This window comes from Cellulosimicrobium sp. So1_17 (assembly GCF_055181235.1).
In genome coordinates this window covers 2,402,811-2,420,766 of sequence record NZ_CM143702.1, presented here as the reverse complement: position 1 = coordinate 2,420,766, position 17,956 = coordinate 2,402,811, and the positions used below count along the sequence as shown (strand labels likewise).

The 17,956-nt window shown below is 75.3% G+C and carries 15 protein-coding genes; 7 read left to right on the top strand and 8 right to left on the bottom strand.

Translation table 11 applies throughout. From position 1 onward, the window contains the following. Positions 1 to 47 precede the first annotated feature (47 nt). Together ACZCLJ_RS10690 and ACZCLJ_RS10685 are read left to right on the top strand one after the other, a co-directional pair. Positions 48 to 797 carry a UdgX family uracil-DNA binding protein gene (locus ACZCLJ_RS10690; RefSeq protein ID WP_463103658.1) on the top strand — a complete coding sequence of 250 codons (750 nt, stop codon included), beginning with the start codon at positions 48 to 50 and terminating at the stop codon, positions 795 to 797. After that, positions 794 to 1,534, top strand: a complete 741-nt coding sequence (locus ACZCLJ_RS10685) for a YqjF family protein (RefSeq protein WP_463103657.1) — start codon at positions 794 to 796, stop codon at positions 1,532 to 1,534. Before ACZCLJ_RS10690 ends, ACZCLJ_RS10685 begins: the two co-directional genes overlap by 4 nt. Here ACZCLJ_RS10685 and ACZCLJ_RS10680 read toward each other — a convergent pair. From ACZCLJ_RS10680 to ACZCLJ_RS10665, 4 genes are all read right to left on the bottom strand, one after another. Next, positions 1,518 to 2,177, bottom strand: coding sequence for a response regulator transcription factor (locus tag ACZCLJ_RS10680; RefSeq protein WP_463103656.1), 660 nt, complete (start codon positions 2,175 to 2,177; stop codon positions 1,518 to 1,520). The two genes, ACZCLJ_RS10685 and ACZCLJ_RS10680, sit on opposite strands and share 17 nt — an antisense overlap. Then, entirely contained in the window at positions 2,174 to 3,493 is a 1,320-nt protein-coding gene (locus ACZCLJ_RS10675; protein ID WP_463103655.1) for a sensor histidine kinase, read from the bottom strand. Before ACZCLJ_RS10675 ends, ACZCLJ_RS10680 begins: the two co-directional genes overlap by 4 nt. Positions 3,494 to 3,639: 146 nt before the next feature. Next, on the bottom strand, positions 3,640 to 4,512 hold the full coding sequence (locus tag ACZCLJ_RS10670) for a hypothetical protein (protein ID WP_251152625.1): 873 nt from the start codon (positions 4,510 to 4,512) through the stop codon (positions 3,640 to 3,642). Further along, on the bottom strand, positions 4,512 to 5,225 hold the full coding sequence (locus tag ACZCLJ_RS10665) for an ABC transporter ATP-binding protein (protein WP_251152624.1): 714 nt from the start codon (positions 5,223 to 5,225) through the stop codon (positions 4,512 to 4,514). Before ACZCLJ_RS10665 ends, ACZCLJ_RS10670 begins: the two co-directional genes overlap by 1 nt. 291 nt (positions 5,226 to 5,516) lie before the next feature. Between ACZCLJ_RS10665 and ACZCLJ_RS10660 the strand changes: the two genes are divergently transcribed. Then, positions 5,517 to 6,356 carry a peptidoglycan-binding domain-containing protein gene (locus tag ACZCLJ_RS10660; RefSeq protein WP_463103654.1) on the top strand — a complete coding sequence of 280 codons (840 nt, stop codon included), beginning with the start codon at positions 5,517 to 5,519 and terminating at the stop codon, positions 6,354 to 6,356. Positions 6,357 to 6,393: 37 nt separating this feature from the next. On the opposite strand, the gene ACZCLJ_RS10655 is transcribed toward ACZCLJ_RS10660, so the two are convergent. Further along, positions 6,394 to 8,142 (bottom strand): cellulase family glycosylhydrolase, encoded by a 1,749-nt coding sequence (locus ACZCLJ_RS10655; protein ID WP_463103653.1) that lies wholly within the window; start codon positions 8,140 to 8,142, stop codon positions 6,394 to 6,396. Positions 8,143 to 8,543: 401 nt separating this feature from the next. Between ACZCLJ_RS10655 and ACZCLJ_RS10650 the strand changes: the two genes are divergently transcribed. Next, positions 8,544 to 9,206 carry a TetR/AcrR family transcriptional regulator gene (locus ACZCLJ_RS10650; RefSeq protein WP_251152621.1) on the top strand — a complete coding sequence of 221 codons (663 nt, stop codon included), beginning with the start codon at positions 8,544 to 8,546 and terminating at the stop codon, positions 9,204 to 9,206. Positions 9,207 to 9,237: 31 nt separating this feature from the next. On the opposite strand, the gene ACZCLJ_RS10645 is transcribed toward ACZCLJ_RS10650, so the two are convergent. The 3 genes from ACZCLJ_RS10645 to ACZCLJ_RS10635 form a co-directional block, all read right to left on the bottom strand. Beyond that, positions 9,238 to 10,059: a DUF4190 domain-containing protein gene (locus tag ACZCLJ_RS10645; RefSeq protein ID WP_463103652.1), complete on the bottom strand. Its 822-nt coding sequence runs from the start codon at positions 10,057 to 10,059 to the stop codon at positions 9,238 to 9,240. Positions 10,060 to 10,061: 2 nt separating this feature from the next. Continuing rightward, positions 10,062 to 10,700 carry a DUF4190 domain-containing protein gene (locus ACZCLJ_RS10640; RefSeq protein ID WP_463103651.1) on the bottom strand — a complete coding sequence of 213 codons (639 nt, stop codon included), beginning with the start codon at positions 10,698 to 10,700 and terminating at the stop codon, positions 10,062 to 10,064. A gap of 100 nt (positions 10,701 to 10,800) precedes the next feature. Continuing rightward, positions 10,801 to 11,592, bottom strand: a complete 792-nt coding sequence (locus tag ACZCLJ_RS10635) for an exodeoxyribonuclease III (RefSeq protein ID WP_251152618.1) — start codon at positions 11,590 to 11,592, stop codon at positions 10,801 to 10,803. 75 nt (positions 11,593 to 11,667) lie between these two features. Between ACZCLJ_RS10635 and ACZCLJ_RS10630 the strand changes: the two genes are divergently transcribed. From ACZCLJ_RS10630 to ACZCLJ_RS10620, 3 genes are all read left to right on the top strand, one after another. Next, positions 11,668 to 12,432 (top strand): SDR family NAD(P)-dependent oxidoreductase, encoded by a 765-nt coding sequence (locus ACZCLJ_RS10630; protein ID WP_463103650.1) that lies wholly within the window; start codon positions 11,668 to 11,670, stop codon positions 12,430 to 12,432. A 24-nt stretch (positions 12,433 to 12,456) separates the two neighbouring features. Further along, the gene (gene pyrE, locus ACZCLJ_RS10625) at positions 12,457 to 13,032 is read left to right on the top strand and encodes an orotate phosphoribosyltransferase (protein WP_251152616.1); all 576 of its coding nucleotides are present in this window, start codon (positions 12,457 to 12,459) and stop codon (positions 13,030 to 13,032) included. Between the two features lie 211 nt (positions 13,033 to 13,243). Further along, on the top strand, positions 13,244 to 17,956 hold the full coding sequence (locus tag ACZCLJ_RS10620) for an HtaA domain-containing protein (protein WP_463103649.1): 4,713 nt from the start codon (positions 13,244 to 13,246) through the stop codon (positions 17,954 to 17,956).

Genomic DNA, 17,956 nt, shown 5'->3' with positions numbered 1-17,956 from the left:
GATGACGTACGGGTGCGAGGCGCCGCCGTCGGGCGCACGGTGGGGCGATGAGCCCGTCCCGTGCTGCGACCGCACCACGCCGACCCGGCGCGCAGAAGTGGGTCCCCGACGGCGCAGCGGCCCGCGACGTCGACGCGCTCGCCGGGGCCGTCCAGGGCTGCCGAGGGTGCGAGCTGTGGGCGGACGCGACGCAGGCGGTGTTCTCTCGGGGAGCCGACGACGCTCCGCTCGTCCTCGTGGGCGAGCAGCCGGGCGATCGCGAGGACCGCGAGGGAGAGCCGTTCGTCGGGCCGGCAGGTCGCGTCCTCGCCGACGCGATCGAGGCCGCCGGGATCGACCCCGAGCGCGTGTACCTCACGAACGCGGTCAAGCACTTCCGCTTCGAACAGCGGGGGAAGCGCCGGCTGCACAAGACTCCCGACGTCGCGCACGTCCGCGCCTGCCTGCCCTGGCTCGAGGCGGAGGTCGCCGCGGTCCGGCCGCGTGTCGTCGTCGCGCTCGGCGCCACCGCCGCGCGCGCCGTGCTCGGCCGACCGGCCCGGGTCACCGCCGAGCGGGGGCGCGTCCTCGACCAGGACGACGGTTCGGAGGAGTCCCGTCGTGGCGGGCCGCAGGACGGCGCCCACGATTCCCACGGCGGCACGACGGGGGCGTCGCCCCTCGTGGTCGTCACCACCCACCCCTCGGCGCTCCTGCGTCTGCGCGACCGCTCGGGCTGGGACGAGGCCTTCGCCGCGCTCGCCGCCGACCTGCGCGTCGCCGCCGAGGCGGCGGGACTCGGGACGCGCGACGCGTGACGCCCGCCGTCCCCGACGCGGCCGTCCGGCTCCCCGTCACGACGCAGCGGTGGGCGGCGCTGACCTTCCTCCACTGGCCGGTCGACGCCGCCGCCGTGCAGCGGCTGCTGCCCCGCGACCTGAGTGTCCAGACGTACGACGGCGCGACGTACGTCGGCCTCGTGCCGTTCCGCATGGAGGACGTACGGCTCGGGCCGCTGCCCGTGGTCCCGGGGTGGTCGACGTTCGGTGAGCTCAACCTGCGCGTCTACGTCCGGGACGTCGCGGGCGGAGAGGGCGTGTGGTTCCTCGCGCTCTGGTGCGAGCGCGCCGCGTTCGTCGCGGCGACGCGCGCCGCAGGGGTGCCGTACCACCGGTGCCGTGCGGCGGTGCGCGACGACGCGGGCGACGTCCTGCGGTACCGGTTCGCCTCGACGTCGCGCTCCGCGCCCGTGCGGTTCGACGCCCAGGTGCGGGCGCTCGGCGAGGTGGACGCGTCGTCGGGCCTCGAGCGCTGGCTCACCGCGCGCTGGGCCGCGTACGCCGTGCGGGCGGGGCGGACGTGGCGGATCCCGGTCGAGCACGAGCCCTGGACCCTGCGCTGCGGCAGCGTCGAGCACCTCGCGACCGACGCGCTCAAGCGCCACGGGTTCTCGGCCGCCGGAGCGCCGCTCGTCCACGTCGCGGCCCGGCCGGTCGACGCGCGCCTCGGGTTCCCGCGGCCCGCCGGGCGCCCGGAGGTCACGCCCCGGGCGTGACGAGCCCGTGCTCGTACGCCCACACGACGAGCTGCACGCGGTCGCGCGCGCCCGTCTTCGTCATGACCCGGCTCAGGTGCGACTTGACGGTGCTCGGCTCGAGGAAGAGCGCCGCCGCGATCTCCGCGTTCGACGACCCCCGGCACAGCAGCGCGACGATGTCGTGCTCGCGAGCGGTGAGCAGCCCGGCCGCGTCCTCGTCCCGGGTCGCCGGGGAGCGGCGCCGCGCGAACTCGTCGATGACGCGGCGCGTGAGCGACTGGTCGACGAGCCCGTCCCCGGACGCGACGCGCCGCACGGCCTCGACGAGCACCTCGGGCTCCGCGTCCTTGAGGAGGAACCCGCTCGCGCCCGCCTCGAGCGCGCCGAACACGTAGTCGTCGAGGTCGAACGTGCTCACGACGAGCACGGGCACGGGGTCGGCGACGTCCGGCCCGGCGAGCGCGCGCGTCGCCGTGATCCCGTCCCCGCCGGGCATGCGCACGTCCATGCACACGACGTCGGGCCGCTCGCGGCGGGCGACGCGCACGGCGTCCGCGCCGTTGGACGCCTCACCGACCACCTCCAGGCCCTCGCTCTCGAGGATCACGGTGAAGCCGGCGCGCACGACGGCCTGGTCGTCGACGAGCACCACGCGGGTCACGGGGTCTCCTTGCCGGTCGTGGACGGGTGCGCGGGCGCCGCGCGGCGGTCGGGCGGGGCGGACCGGGGGACGGTCAGGCGGACGCGCCACGCGCCGTCGGGCAGGAGTCCCGCGGCGAGCGTGCCGCCGACCATCGCGGCCCGCTCGCCCATGCCGATGACGCCGTGCCCCGGTGGTCCGTCGGCCGACCCCGGGGCGCCCGCGGGGACCGCGTTGCGGACCGTGAGGACGAGGTCGGTCGGACCGTACTCGCGGAGCACGTCGACGGGACGGCCGGGGCCGTGCCGGCGCGCGTTCGAGAGGGCCTCCTGGAGCACCCGGAACACGGTGAGCTGCACGGCGGGCGGCAGGTCCCAGGGGTCGCCCCGCACCTCGTCGCGCACGACCGCGCCCGCCGCGCGCGCGTCGTCGAGCAGGGCGGGCACGTCGTCGAGGGTCGGCTGCGGCGCGGGCTCGGCGGTGCCGGACCCGCGCAGCAGGCCGACGACGAGGCGCAGGTTGTCGAGCGTCTCGCGGCCCTGCGCGCGGATGCGGCGCATCGACTCCTTGGCCTGCTCGGGGTCGCGGTCGACGAGCCGCTCGGCGGCGGCGGCCTGGACGACGATGCCGGAGAGGTGGTGGGCCGCGACGTCGTGCAGCTCGCGCGCCATGCGTCCCCGCTCCTCGAGGACGGCGCTCGCGGCCAGGGCCTCGCGCTCACGCTCCGCACGGCGCACCCGGTCGCGGAGCTCGGTGAGCAGCGAGCGCCGCGTCGCGACGTACTCCCCGACGAGCGCGGCGACGAGGTAGGTCGCGAGCGCGTTGAGGAGCGCCCCGGACGCCTGCGCCGCATAGGCGGCGCCGCTCGTGCCGAGCGTGCCCACCCCGCCGAGCGCGAACAGGAGCAGCGCCTGCCCTGCGGCCGCCGCGGCCGCGGCGACGAGCCCGCGCCGCCGCGGCGCGTAGGCGCCCGCTGAGTATGCGGAGACGAGCGTCGCCGGGGCCTGGAACGACAGGTACGACGGCAGGATCGCGAGGAGCGCGACCTGCCCGGCGACGGTGAGCGCGAGGCACGTGACCGGGAACCGGCGCCGGACCACGAGGCATGCCGCCTGCGCGACGAGCACCACGAGCACGGCGACGCGCTCGCCCGTCGTGACGACGACGGCGCCCGGGCCGGCGCCGAACGCGCTCCCGGCGTCGGACACGACGACCCGCTCGACGCCGAGGAAGAGCGCGACGCTCACGAGCGCGACGACACCGGCGAGGACGGCGTCGCGTCCCGTCTCGGTGCGCACTCCGAGGGCGGCGAGCCACCGGCGCAGAGTCAGGGTCACACGGGTCTCCAGGGTCGGGGGGCGGGGGAGGGTGATGCGCTCACCCTAGGTGGCGTGCTGCGAGATCGGTCGCCCGGCGTGAGATCGGTCCGGGAGACGACCGACGTCACGCCGACCGGCCGATCTCGGTGCGGCGTCCGATGCGCTCACACGAGGTCGCGCCGCCGGAACGTCAGGGCACCGCTGCCGAGCAGCACGACGACCCACGCGCACAGCCCCGCGAGCGCGACGGTCACGCCGAACGGCGCGCTCCCGCCGAGCAGCTCGGCCGCGCCCTGCCCCGTCGTGGCGAGCGACGCGAGGCCGAGCGGGAGCCACGACGCCGCGGCCGACTGTCCGCCCGAGAGCAGCGTCACGACCGCCTGGACGAGCGGCTCGACGAGCGCGAGCGCCCCGACGGTGACGACCGCCGCCACCTGGTGGCGCACGAGCGTGCCGACCGCGAGGCCGAACCAGGAGAGCAGCACGAGGACGGCGAGGCCGCGGCCCCAGATGCCGAGGACCTCGCCCGGCGACAGCTCGAGGCGTGCGCCCGGCGTCGTCGCGATCGCGACGAGGAGCCCGGCGGCGCTCACGACGGCGAGCGCGACGCCGACGACGAGCGCGACGGTCGCCGTCGCTCCTGCCTTGCCGGCGAGGACACGGAGCCGGGACGGCTGCACGAGCGCGGTGGGCACGATGCCGCCGGTGCGGAAGTCCGTGGTCACGGCGAGGACGCCGAGCAGCAGCATGCAGACCGCGGTGATCCCGGTCGACCCGCCGCTCCCGCCGCCGGTGGCGAGCACGTCGAGGACGGTCCGCTGGAACGCGGCCTGCGTCGGGTCGGCGAGCGACGAGAGGTCGGGCTCGAGGTCGGCCGGAAGACCGGGGGTCGTCCCGCCCAGCGACCCGAGGCTCCCGAGCACGTGGGGGAGGGCCACGAGGAAACCCTGGACGAGCAGCATGCCCGCGAGGGCGACGCCCCCGATCACCCACGCGGCGCGCGTGGTGCGGAGCTTGAGGATCTCGGCGCGGTACATCAGCGGACTCCTTCGGTCGTCGCGGTGAGGTCGAGGTAGTAGTCCTCGAGGGAGCGGTCGCTCACGAGGGCGTCGAGCGGGCCGTCGGCGACGACGCGCCCCTGGCCGATCACGACGAGGTCGTCGGCGACCTGGCGCACCTCGGACAGCACGTGGCTCGCGAGCAGCACGGCGCCGCCGTCGTCGGCGAACCCGCGCAGCAGGTCGCGCAGCCAGCGCATCCCCGCGGGGTCGAGGCCGTTGGCGGGCTCGTCGAGCACGAGCACCCGCGGTTCGCCGAGCAGCGCCGCCGCGAGGCCGAGGCGCTGACGCATGCCGAGCGAGTAGGTGCGCACGCGGCGGTCGGCAGCGGGCGTCATGCCGACGAGCGCGAGCACCTCGTCGACGCGGCGCGCCGGGAGCCGGCCCGCCGCGGCGAGCACGCGCAGGTGGTCACGGCCGGTGCGGCCGGGGTGCAGGCCGCCGGCGTCGAGGAGGGCGCCGACCGTGCGGGCCGGGTCGGACAGCTCGTGGAACGCGCGCCCGTGGACCGTCGCGGTGCCGGCGGTCGCCGACGCCAGCCCGAGCAGCACGTGCAGGGTGGTGGTCTTGCCGGCGCCGTTCGGCCCGAGCAGCCCGACGACGCGTCCCGGCTCGACCGCGAAGGTCACGTCGTGGACGGCGTCGAACGGGCCGAAGGACTTGCGCAACCCGGTGATCTGGACAGCAGGCACAGCGTCCCCTTCCGGTGGACCGCACGGGCTCTCCGTGCGGTCACACCAGGCTCGTGGGGACGGCCGTCCCGCGTCTTGGGCCGCGTGGGGGAACCCTGCTTGCGACCTCCGGCGGACCCGGAGGGGCTCGACGCCCGGCCGCCGGGTGACCGTGCCGGTGTCGGCGCAGGTCACGGCGGCGAGCGTGACAGGGCGGGTGGGCATGGGGCAGTCTGGTGAGCCCGACACGACCGCTCGGCGGGCTGCCTGCTGCGCCGTCCACCGGTCCCGACCGCGCTGGAAGGAGGCGATGTGCACCGCCGTCCCGACCTGATCGACGAGCCCCGACCGGGCTCCCCGGACAGCCCCGACGCCACCGGAGCGCCCTCCGCGAGCCGTCGCGACGTCCGCCGGCGTGCGCGGTCGTCCCTGCCGTGGGGTGCCGTCGTCGCGGGTGCCGGTGCGGTGACGATCGTCGTCGCGGCGGCAGGCATGGTCGGCGCCGCGACCGGTGGGTCGCCGCCCGTCGTCGTCCCGGCGAGCGCCGCCGAGGACTGGGACGCCGGGGCGGACCCGGTGGTCGTGCCGCGCCCGGACGAGCCGCGACCCGTCGTCACCCGGATCCCGCCTCCCGAGGACGAGGAGCCGGCGCCGCGCCCGTCGTCGACCCCTGACCGGCCCGCCGTGACGCCTCCGGCACCGCCCCTCGCAGAACCGGCTCCCGCACCGACCCCGAGCGCGGCACCGGCCCCGAGCCCGACGCCCACGGCGACACCGGCCCCCGACCCCACCACGGAGCCCGACGCACCCTCGGCCACGTGGGTCCAGGAGCGCCTGCAGGTCCACGGGGTCGACGTCGAGGTCACCGGGACGATGGACGCCCCGACCGTCGCGGCTCTGCGCGACTTCCAGGAGGCGCACGGCCTGACGGCCGACGGCCGGGTCGGGACGCAGACGCGCGCGGCGCTCGCCGCCGCGCCGGAGGAGTCCGGAGGTGGCGAGGAGACGAACCCGACCCCGCCGCCCACGACACCGCCGACGGAGCCGACGACGCCCACCGAGCCGACCTCTCCCGGCTCCACGACGAACGGCGAGGGCGCTGCGCCGTCCGTGCAGTCCACGCCGTCCACCGCCGGCGACGGGACCGACTGACGGACGTCCCCGTCGGTCGGCCCCGGCGCAGGTCGGGTCAGCCCGCTGTCCCGGTGACCGCGGTGCCCGTGACCGCGGTGCCGGTCACCGTCGCACCGTCGCGCTGGACCGTGTACTCGACGACCTCGCCGCTCCAGAAGTGGAACGTGAGGGTCACGGGCGCGCCGTCGGTCACCTCGGCGAAGAAGGCGGGACGCAGGACGATCTCCTCGGCCGTCGCGTCCGGTGCGAACGTCACGTCGAACTCCTTGAACGACGTCCACGCGTGCGGACCGGCGTTCGTCCCGTCGGCGTAGCGGGCCTCCATCGTCGCGAGGCGGTCGCCGCGGAACTGCGTCGGGACGGCGAAGTCGTCCGTCGTGCCGGTGGCCCCGCCCAGGACGGGGACGTCGGCGCCGACGACCTCGATCCACCAGGGCAGCCCGCCGGCGTACTTCACGCGCAGCTCCGTCCGCGTGCCCAGGGTCCCGTCGCCCGCGAGGCGGTCGAGGAGCCCGGCCGAGAGCGTCAGGTCGTTGCCGACCAGCGTGTAGTCGCGTCCCTCCTTGAGCTTCTTCTTCCCGTCGTACAGGTCGCGGAACCGCGTGCCGTTCGGCTCGAGGACGACGGTCTGCGCGGTCACCGCGCCGGCCCGGACGAACACCTGGTCCGTGGAGGCCGTCCCGGAGCGCCGCGTCCAGCTCGTCGAGACGTGGTCGAAGAGCTCGGGGTCACGCCAGGTGAGCGCCGTCCGGTCGAGGTGCTGGCCGTTGTCCCACAGCATGGTCGTGATGCCCGTCGTCCGGGCCTGGTGGCCGAGCCGCTCGAAGAACTTGAGCTTCTCGCCCTGCTCGATCGTGCCGGTGTGCCGGTCGAACCCGAGGAGCCCGTACTCGCCGAGGATCACGGGGACGCCCCGCGCGACGAACGTGTCGTGGACGCGCGCGAACGTCCCGTCCATGTCGGCCCGGGCCACGTCGTCGAAGCGTGTGCCGCCCGCGACGTTCACGCTGAACGGCCAGTAGCCGTAGTAGTGGAACGTCGCCGCGAGGTTCGGGTCGTCGAGCGCGTCGAAGGTCTCGACGAGCGCGTCCAGCCGACCCTGGTCGGCGTTGGTGTGTAGCGTGGGCAGCACGAGCACGCGGTCGGCGTTGCGGCCACCGGACGCGCGGACGACGTCGTGGAACACGGTGTTGAGCTCGTCGAGCAGCGCGTAGGCGGTCGCGTCGTCGACGTCCGCGAACTGCGGCTCGTTGATGCTCTCGAAGAGCACCGTGCGGGGCTGGTCGCGGAACCGCTCCGCGAGCTGCTCCCACGTCGCGGTGAACTGCGCGAGCACGGCGTCGTGGTCGGTGCCCATCCGATGGGTCCACATCCACGAGTCGTGGTGGACGTCGAGGAGCACCGAGAGGTCCTCGTCGACCGCCCAGTCCACCACCTGCTCGACCCTGTCCAGCACGGCCGGGTCGATCGTGAACTCGGGCGCGGGACCCTGGTGCTGGCCCCACGTCACCGGGATGCGGACGCTCTCGAAGCCCTGGTCCTCGACCTCGTCGAGGAGCGCCCGCGTGATCGCGGGGTTGCCCCAGGCCGTCTCGTCCGCGCCGACGGCGTCGAGCGAGTTGCCGAGGTTCCAGCCGGGCTGCATCGCGGCGACGACCTGGCTCGCCGACGGCGTGGGGGCCGGTCGCTTCGCGCCGAGGTCCGCGGCGGTACCGGTGCTCGCGGTCGCAGGAGCCGCGAGGGACGCCGCCACCGCGACGGTCGCGGCGAGCGCCAGGAGACGGGTGGGTCGGGATGGTGTCACGGGGATGCCCTTCGTCGCGCAGGTCCGTCGCCCGTCGGGGTGCTCTCCGGCGAGCGGTCCGTCGGGGGGACGGGTCCGTCGCCCCCGGTCTGGTACGCCTCACCGCGACTGTGCGGTCGAAGCGCTTCGACCGTCACGGTAGGGGACGACGCACGGTCCGGCAAGGGGCCGCACGGTCCGGCGGGCGGCCCGTGCAGCGAGAAGCAGGGCGTAGCCGGAGGGGTCACGGTGTCCCGCACCCCTGTCACGGCGTCCGGACACTGCCGCGCTGAAGGCGAACCGCTTCGCCCGCACGGGACGGGACCCCGCGGTACCGCCACGCGACGAGGAGCACGGTGTCGTCGGGAGACCCGCTTTCCGGTCGGTAAGGTTCAAGTCGGGACGACGGACGGGAGAACGCGATGACGAGCGCGACGATCGGGACGGGACAAGCCGGCGGCGCACGCCGTCGGACCGATCCCGCGGACCCTGGCCGCGGGTACGCGAAAGGGCGGGCGAAGCGCGAGCAGATCCTCCAGGCGGCGATCCAGCTCTTCGGCGAGGTCGGGTACCACTCGGCGTCGCTGCGCGAGCTCGCCTCGCGGGTGGGGATGTCCCATCCCGGGCTCCTCCACCACTTCCCGACGAAGGTGGCGCTGCTCGAGGCCGTGCTCGAGCACCGTGACGTCGTCGACCGGTCGGATCTCGGCGAGGAGATCGAGCAGGGCGTCGACTACCTCGACGCGCTCGTCGCGCTCGTCGAGCGCAACAGCAGGAAGCGGGTCGTCGTCGAGCTGTTCACGGCGCTCGCTGCGGAGGCGACCTCGCCGGACCACCCGGCGCACGAGTACTTCGTCCGGCGGTACGCCACGACCGTCGCGGCCATGCAGGACGGGCTGCAGCGCTACGCCGACGCCGGACGGCTGCGCGACGGGGTCGACGTCGCCGTCGCGGCGCGTCACCTCGTCGCGCTCATGGACGGACTGCAGGTCCAGTGGTTGCTCTCGCTCGACCGCGACGACGCGGGACACGTCGACATGGCGTCGGACCTCCGGGCGTACCTCCGGCTGATCCTCACCGTCTGAGGCGCGCCGCCGAGGCGGGCCCCGGTCGCCCTCAGCCGAGGAGGTCCGCCGGCAGCGGCGCGTCGCTCGCGGCGAGGCACAGCCCGGTCCGGTCGCCGTCGCGCCACGACGCCTCGGTCGGTACCCACACGACGCGCTCGACGCCCTCGGGCGCCGCGCCGCCGAGCGACTCCGGTCCGCACACGCGGGCGACCCGGCGGTCGGCGGCGGTCTGCCCGGGCCACGCCTCGTCGGCGCCGAAGTCGGTGCGCGCGACGACCTGGGCTCGGTGCTCGTCCACGCACGGGACCACGCGGACGCGCGTGACCTCGCCGTCGGGCGGCAGCTCGTCGAGGCAGCTGCCGAGCACGAGCTGGCGGGCGTGCACGGTCGCGGGCTCGTCGACGTCGCCCGCGAGGGGCGTCCGCGCCTGCTCGCCCTGCCACCAGGCGAGACCGCCGACGACCCACCCGAGCGTGACGGCTGCGCCGACGACCATCCCGGTCAGCGCGAGCCCGCGCCCGCGGGTGCGGTACGCGCGCACCCGGGACAGCGCGGCGCCGCCCAGGCCGATCCCGACCGGACCGAGGAGGAGCCCTGCGGGCACGCTCGCCACGGCGAGCGGCTCCGTGCGCGGGGGAGGCGGCGCCCAGCCGGGCGCGTAGTACGTCTCGGGCGCGAAGCCGCCCGTCGCCGGGTAGCCCTCCGTGGCGGCACGGTCGCCGGAGGGTTGGGGAGGCGGCGCCGGCCGCGCCGACGGTGCGGCCGCGGGAACGCCGGACGGCGACGCGTCGGGTGGGCCGCCCGTGGGAGCCGGTGGCGGCCCCGGGGGGCGCGGCCGGTCGTCGGGCGAGGCGAAGAGGTCGTCGGCCATGGTCAGACCCCGCCCGTGACCAGTCCGAGGAGCACGAGCCCCAGCGCGACCGTCCCCACCGCCCCGACGGCGATCCCGGCGACCGCGAAGCCCTTGCCGCGCTTGCCGTCACGCATCACCTGGTTCAGCGCGACGATGCCCAGGACCAGCCCGACGACGCCCGTGAGACCGAGGCACAGGAGGAGGCTCGCGACCGAGACCACCATCGACGCGACCGCGAGCCCGTTCATCGGTGTCACGGGGGCGTACGGCTGCCCGTACGCGCCCGGGTGCACGGGGCCGTAGCCGGGTGGCGGGTAGCCCGGTGGCGGGTAGCCCGGTGGGGGGTACCCGGCGGCAGGGTCGACCGACCCGGGGTACGGCGTCGTGCCGGGCGGTGTCCCGTACGGCACCGGTGACGCCGGGCCGTACGGCGACGCCGCCGGTCCGGACGGCGTGCCCACGGCTCCCGACGGCGGTGCGAACCCGTCGTCCCCGGTCCCCGGGGCCGTGCTGCCGGCCGGAGGTGCGGCCGGGGCGACGGCGTCGTCCTCGGCCGGCAGGTCGTACGGCGACCACGGCTGCTGCTGCGGGCGACGGGGCGCGTACGGGTCCGAGGGGTCGTCCGGGGAGCCGTACGGCGGGACGGGCGGCGTCGTCATGGACACACCGTAAGTCGTCCGGGCGGTCAGCCCCGATGGGCGCCCACAGGGTCGTGGAAGGAAGGGGTGGGTCGGCGTCCGGTCGGCGGTCGGTCTGCGGTCAGCCGGCGAGGTCGACGACGACGGGCACGTGGTCGGACGCGCCCTTCCCCTTGCGCTCGTCCCGGTCGATCACGACGCCGGTCGCCCGGGCGCGCGCCGCGGGGGACAGGTACGCGAAGTCGATGCGCATGCCCTCGTTGCGGGGGAAGCGCAGGCGCTGGTAGTCCCAGTACGTGTAGGTGCGCTCCGCGGGGATCGCCTCGCGCGTGACCTCGGTGTACCCGGCCGCGCCGAAGGCCGCGAATGCGTCGCGCTCGGCGGGTGTCACGTGCGTCTTGCCCGCGAACTTCGCGACGTCCCACACGTCGGTGTCGAGCGGTGCGACGTTCCAGTCGCCCACCAGCGCCACCTGTGCCGACGGGTCGTCCGCGAGCCAGCCGGCGGCCCGGTCGCGCAGCTCGTCGAGCCAGCGCAGCTTGTACTCGTAGTGGGGGTCGCCGACCTCGCGCCCGTGCGGGACGTACAGGCTCCACACGCGCACGCCGCCGCACGTCGCGCCGAGCGCGCGCGCCTCGACCCGGGCAGGGTCCCCGAAGGCGGGCTGACCGGGGAAGGAGGTCTCGACGTCGTCCAGGCCGACGCGTGAGACGACCGCGACGCCGTTCCACTGGTTCACCCCGACGTGCGCCACCTCGTAGCCCGCGTCCTCGAACGGCCCGACGGGGAACTGCGCGTCGGTGCACTTGGTCTCCTGGAGCGCCAGGACGTCCGTGCCCGACCTCTCGAGGAATGCGACCGCCCGGTCGACGCGGGCACGGATCGAGTTGATGTTCCAGGTCGCGAGGCGCACGAGGACCAGCGTAGGTCCGTACCCCTGCCCGCACGTCCGCACGCCCGGCCGTCGCCGCGACCGTAGGCTGTGGCCATGGCGACAGCACTCATCACCGGCGCGAGCGCCGGCCTGGGCCTGGAGTTCGCGTGGCAGCTCGCCACGGCGCGGCACGACCTCGTCCTCGTCGCGCGCGACGAGGACCGTCTCGACGAGGTCGCCGGGCAGATCCGGGCCGCCGCGGGCGTCCACGTCCAGGTGCTGCCGGCAGACCTCGCCGCGCCCGACGACGTGGCGCGGGTCGCCGAGCGCCTCGCCGCGTCCGGCGACGGCGAGCAGCGCCCGGTCGGCCTCCTCGTCAACAACGCCGGCTTCGCGACGCACCAGCGGTTCGTGGGCGGCGACATCGACGTCGAGATCGGCGCCCTCGACGTCATGGTCCGGGCCGTCCTCGTCCTGTCGCACGCCGCCGCCGGCCAGATGACCGCCCGGGGACGCGGCGCGATCCTCAACGTCGCCTCGGTCGCCGCGCTCACCGCCGGCGGCACGTACGCCGCCGCGAAGGCGTGGGTCCGCACGTTCACCGAGGGCCTCGCCGTCGAGCTCGCCGGCTCGGGCGTGAGCGCGACGGTCCTGTGCCCGGGCTTCACGTACACCGAGTTCCACGACCGCGCCGGCATCGACATGTCCGGCCTGCCCGACGTCGCCTGGCTCGACGCCGACCGCGTCGTCGCCACGGCGCTCGCGGACGTGCGGCGCGGCGTCGTCATCTCGACGCCGTCGACGCGGTACCGGCTCGCCTCCGCGGCGCTGCGCGCGATGCCTCGCTCGGCCGTACGGGCGATCGGCAAGTACCGGTAGACCGCGGCGACTACCCTGGCGGTCGTGACTACCGACCTCTCCTCGACCCCGCGCGAGCAGCTGCTCGACCTCATCCGCGAGCTCGCCGTCGTGCACGGCAAGGTCACGCTCTCCTCGGGCAAGGAGGCGGACTACTACGTCGACCTGCGACGCGTCACGCTGCACCACCGCGCCGCGCCGCTCATCGGGCACCAGATGCTGGACCTCCTCGAGGAGCAGGGCCTCGGGACGGCCGAGGTCGACGCCGTCGGCGGGCTGACGCTGGGTGCCGACCCCATCGCGACGGCGCTCCTGCACGCCGCGGCGTCCCGCGGCCAGGACCTCGACGCGTTCGTCGTGCGGAAGGCCGCGAAGGCGCACGGGATGCAGCGTCAGATCGAGGGGCCCGACGTCACGGGTCGCCGCGTCGTCGTCGTGGAGGACACGACGACCACGGGCGGGTCGCCCATCGCCGCGATCGAGGCCGTCCGCGCGGCCGGTGGCGAGGTCGTGGGCGTCGCGACGATCGTGGACCGCGCGACGGGCGCGGGCGAGAAGATCGAGGCGCTCGGCGTGCCGTACCACTTCCTCTTCAGCCTGGAGGACCTCGGCCTGGCCTGAGCCCGGCCGGGCCCTCTGCTCGCGACGCCCTGCGGCCCTCGGCCGTGGGGCGTCGTCGTGCGGTCGGTCACACCACGGGAACCAGGCAAGGCTAACCTTGCCTTGGTGAGGATTGCCTTATATGGTCACGACGCGACGGCGTGTCACCTCGCCGTCCGTCCCGCCCGCAGCCCTGCCGAGGCGGCCGCGAAGATCCAGCACCGGAGACCTTGTGCGCACATCCCTGCCAGGACGCCTCAGTCGCGCCCTCGCCACGTTCCTCACCGGCGCACTGGTCGCCGGTCTCACCGTCGGGGGCGTCGTGGCCCCCGCCCACGCGGCGGCGCCCGCCGTCGAGGGTGGTTCCGCGACCTGGAACTTCGTGGACTCGTGGTCGAGCTACGTCACGGGTCCCATCGCGCAGGGCACCATCACGCCGGCGCCAGGGCCTGGGGGCTCGGTGTACGCGCCCGCGTCGGGCACCTACGACAGCCAGACGGGCACCGGCACCGTGCACCTCGCCGGCTCCACGCGCTACGAGGGTCATCACGGCGCCCTCGACGTGACGATCTCGGACCTCACGCTCGAGCTCACCGGCCCGACGACCGGTGTGCTGCGCGCCGACTTCTCGGGCACGGTCACCGAGGGCGCCGGGAACGACGCCACGGTCGCCGAGGTGACGGTCGCGGCGACCCGGGTGGGCGACGACGTCACCCTCACCGCGAACGGGACGGTCGGCGCCTCGCTCGCGGGCGTGTCGAGCTACTTCTCGATGTACTCCGGGCGGGCGATCGCGCCGCTGACCGCGACGTTCACGGCGCCGGAGCCCGTCGCGCCGGCGGTGGGGACGTCGACGACGCTCGCCGTCTCGCCGTCGGGCACCTCGGCCGAGGGCGACGCCGTGACGCTCAGCGCGACCGTCTCGCCCGCTGCGGCCGGTGTGGTCGAGTTCCGTGACGGTGGCTCGGTCCTCGGCACCGCCGAGACGGCGGAGGGCGTCGCTCGCCTCGAGAAGAGCGACCTCGCCGTCGGCGACCACGCTCTCTCCGCGGTCTTCACCCCCGCGGACCCCGCGGCGTTCGCCGGCTCGACGTCGGCCGCCGTCGGCCACGCGGTCACCGCCGTCGAGCCGGAGCCCGAGCCCGTCGCGGACCCGAAGGTGACGGTCACACCCTCCGCACCGGTCGACCCCGCGGTGGAGAACACGTTCACGGTGTCCGGGACCGGCTTCGTCGGTGACGCCGCGCAGTACGGCGCGTACGTGGTGCTGGGCGACGCGTCGATCTGGGACGGTTCGGGTCCGCTGGTGGCGTCGGGGTGGCTGAACCTGGGGTGGGTGCAGCCGCGGCAGATCGTGGACGGCGCGTTCACGACGACGTTCACGGTGCCGGCGGGGTCGTTCGACCCCGAGGTGCAGTACGTGGTCGCGACGTCGGCGGCGCACGGCCTGTCGGCGACCGACCGCCGCCTGGACACCTTCACGCCGGTCGCCGTCCAGGGCGCCGAGCCGCAGGAGCCCGTCTGGGAGCCGTCGATCACCGTCTACGCCGCGGACGGCGTGACGCCTCTCGGCGACACCGCCGTGCGGGCGGGTGACGAGATCGTCGTCAAGGGCTCCGGGTTCGACCCGGAGGCGAACGTCGGCGGCCGCGGCATGCCGATCCCGGCGACCCTGCCGCAGGGTACGTACGTCGTGCTCGGGAAGTTCGCCGAGCAGTGGCGCCCGTCGGAGGGCGTCGCGTCCTCGGCCCGCAAGGTCGTGTCGCAGAGGTGGGCGCTGGCGGAGGACGTGCTCGACCAGGTCCCGGCGGCGTTCCAGCAGACGATCCGGGACCAGTGGGCGCAGATCACGCCCGACGGCACCTTCGAGGCGACGCTCACGGTCGACGCGTCCGACGCCGAGGGGCGCTACGGCGTCTACACCTACGGTGCCGGCGGCGTCACCAACGCCGACCAGGAGCTCTACGCGCCGGTCGCCTTCACCACCGAGCCGCCGGCACCCGTCTGGGAGCCCGCCGTCGAGGTCTTCGCGGCGGACGGCTCGACCCCGCTCGGCGACACCGAGGTGACGGTCGGCGACACGGTCGTCGTCAAGGGCTCGGGCTTCGACCCGGCGGCGAACGTCGGCGGGCGGGGCGTGCCCGTCCCGGCGCACCTTCCCCAGGGCACCTACGTCGTGTTCGGCAGCTTCGCCGAGCAGTGGCGCCCGTCCGAGGGCGCCCCGTCCGCGAACCGCAAGGTCGGCTCGCAGGTGTGGGGCCTCGCGGAGCCGGTCCTCGACCAGGTGCCCGCGCAGTTCCAGTCCGCGATCAGGGCGCAGTGGGCGGACATCGCCGAGGACGGCACGTTCGAGGCCACGCTCGTCGTGAAGAACCCCGCAGCGATCGAGGGGGGACGCCACGGCGTCTACACCTACGGCGCGGGCGGCGTGACGAACGCCGACCAGGAGCTCTACGTCCCGGTCGCGTACGACGCCCCGGCACCGCTCACGGTGACGCCCGCGTCGTCGACGGTCGAGCCGGGCACCACGGTCGCCCTGACCGTCGGGGGCCTCTCCGCGGACGACACCGTCAAGGACGTCACGTTCGGCGGCAAGGCGGCGACGCACACCCGCGAGGGCGGCACGGTCGTGCTGACGATCCCCGACGACGCCGTCGACGGCGACGTCACGGTCACCGTGACGTCGGCGCTCGGGGTCTCGGGCAGCACGACCCTCACGGTGAGGGCGCCGCTCGTGGCGGACCCGAAGGTGACGGTCACGCCGTCGTCGGGGATCGATCCCGCGGTGGAGAACACGTTCACGGTGTCCGGGACCGGCTTCGTCGGTGACGCCGCGCAGTACGGCGCGTACGTGGTGCTGGGCGACGCGTCGATCTGGGACGGTTCCGGCCCGCTCGTCGCGTCGGGGTGGCTGAACCTCGGGTGGGTGCAGCCGCGGCAGATCGTGGACGGCGCGTTCACCACGACGTTCACGGTGCCGGCGGGATCGTTCGACCCCGAGGTGGAGTACGTGGTCGCGACGTCGGCGGCGCACGGCCTGTCGGCGACCGACCGTCGTCTGGACACGTTCACCCCGCTGGGGATCGCGCAGCCGGCTCCCGAGGCGCAGCCGACCACGACGTCGCTGAAGGCGTCGTCGTCGAGCCTGGTCGAGGGCTCCGCGGTCACGCTGACGGCCACGGTCTCGCCGCGGGCCGCCGGCACGGTCCGGTTCGTCGCCGGGAGCGCGGTGCTCCGGACGGCGACCGTCGTCGACGGCGCCGCGACGGTCGAGGCGAAGACCCTCGCTGTGGGCACGCACGCCGTGACCGCGACGTTCGTTCCCGCCGACGGCGCGGCCTTCCTCGGCTCCACGTCGGACGCGGTCTCCGTGAAGGTCTCGGCGAAGCCGACCGGCCCGAGCACGGCGGGCAGCCTCACGTGGGGCGTCAAGGAGTCGTTCCGGAGCTACATCGTCGGGCCGATCGCGCACGGCGGTGCCAGCGCCACGGCCGGTGCGGCCGTCGTCGACGGGCTCTTCCGCTTCGGCCAGGCCGAGGGCGGCACGTGGTCGTCGAGCGCGGGTCGCGGGACGGTCGAGTACGCCGGGGCGGTCCGGTTCACCGGCCACGACGGCCTGCTCGACCTCGCGCTGACGAACCCGGTCGTCGACATCACCGGGGCCGGCACGGCTCGCCTCCTCGTGGACGCGACGTCGACGGGCCTCGACGGCTCCTCGTTCGACCGGGACGGCGTCGTGTTCGCGACGCTCGCGCTCGGCACGCCCACCACGGGAGCCGACGGCGCGGTCACGTACCGCGGCGCGCGCGCGACGCTCACGGCCGACGGCTCCGCCGCGTTCGCGGGCTTCTACCCGGCGGGGACGGCGCTCGACGACGTCACCTTCACGATCGGCGCCGCGGCGACGCTTCCCGGCGGCGGCGGCCAGATCGGCACCCCCGGCGACGGGTCGACGGGCGGCTCGGTCGACCCGGCGAGGGCGACGCTCTCGGTCTCCCAGGCCGCCCCGGGCGACGAGGTGACGATCAGCGGTGTCGGGTTCGGCGCGAACGAGGCCGGCATCCGCTCCGAGATCCGGTCCACGCCGCAGACCCTCGCGACGGACGTCGTCGCGAACGCGGGCGGTGCCGCGAGCACGACGGTCACGATCCCGGCGGACGTCGCGCCGGGTGAGCACACGCTCGCGCTCGTCGGCGCGAGCCACGAGGCGACGGCACCGATCACGATCGTCGGGAGCGGCACGACGACGGGCTCGGGCTCCGGGCAGGGTGCTGCGGAGGAGAAGTGCTTCGCGCAGGGCGTGAACGGCGCCACGCTGACGTGGGGCGTGAGCGACCGCTTCCGCGCCTACGTCACGGGCCCGATCGCCCAGGGCGCCGTCTCGACGAGCGGGGTGCGCGACAACGGCACGACGTTCACGTGGAGCGGCGGCAAGGGGTCCTTCAACACCGACCTCGGCAAGGGACGCGCGAGCTACGGCGGCACGGTCTCCTTCTCGGGCCACGACGGCATCCTCGACCTGCAGATCTCGAACCCGCGCGTCGTGGTGGACGGCTCGACGGGGACGCTCGTGGTCGACGTCCGGAGCAGCGACATGGAGGGCGCCAAGTCCTCGTCGAACGGCGTCGCGTTCGCGAGCCTGGACCTGTCGGGCGCGAGGTCGACGTCGGGCTCGACCGTCACGTGGAGCGGCGCGCCCGCGACGCTCACCGCGGCCGGGGCGGCGGCGTTCGCCGGGTTCTACGACGCGGGCACCGCGCTCTCGCCGGTGACGTTCTCGTTCCCCGTCGGCGGCGACGTCGAGTGCGACGTGTACTCGGGCCTCGCGGCCACCGGCTCGGACGGGGCGGACGTGGCGCTGACGGCCCTCGTCCTGCTCCTCACGGGCACGGTCCTCGTGGGCGCCACCACGCGTCGTCGGACTCGGGCGCGTGTGACCGCCTGA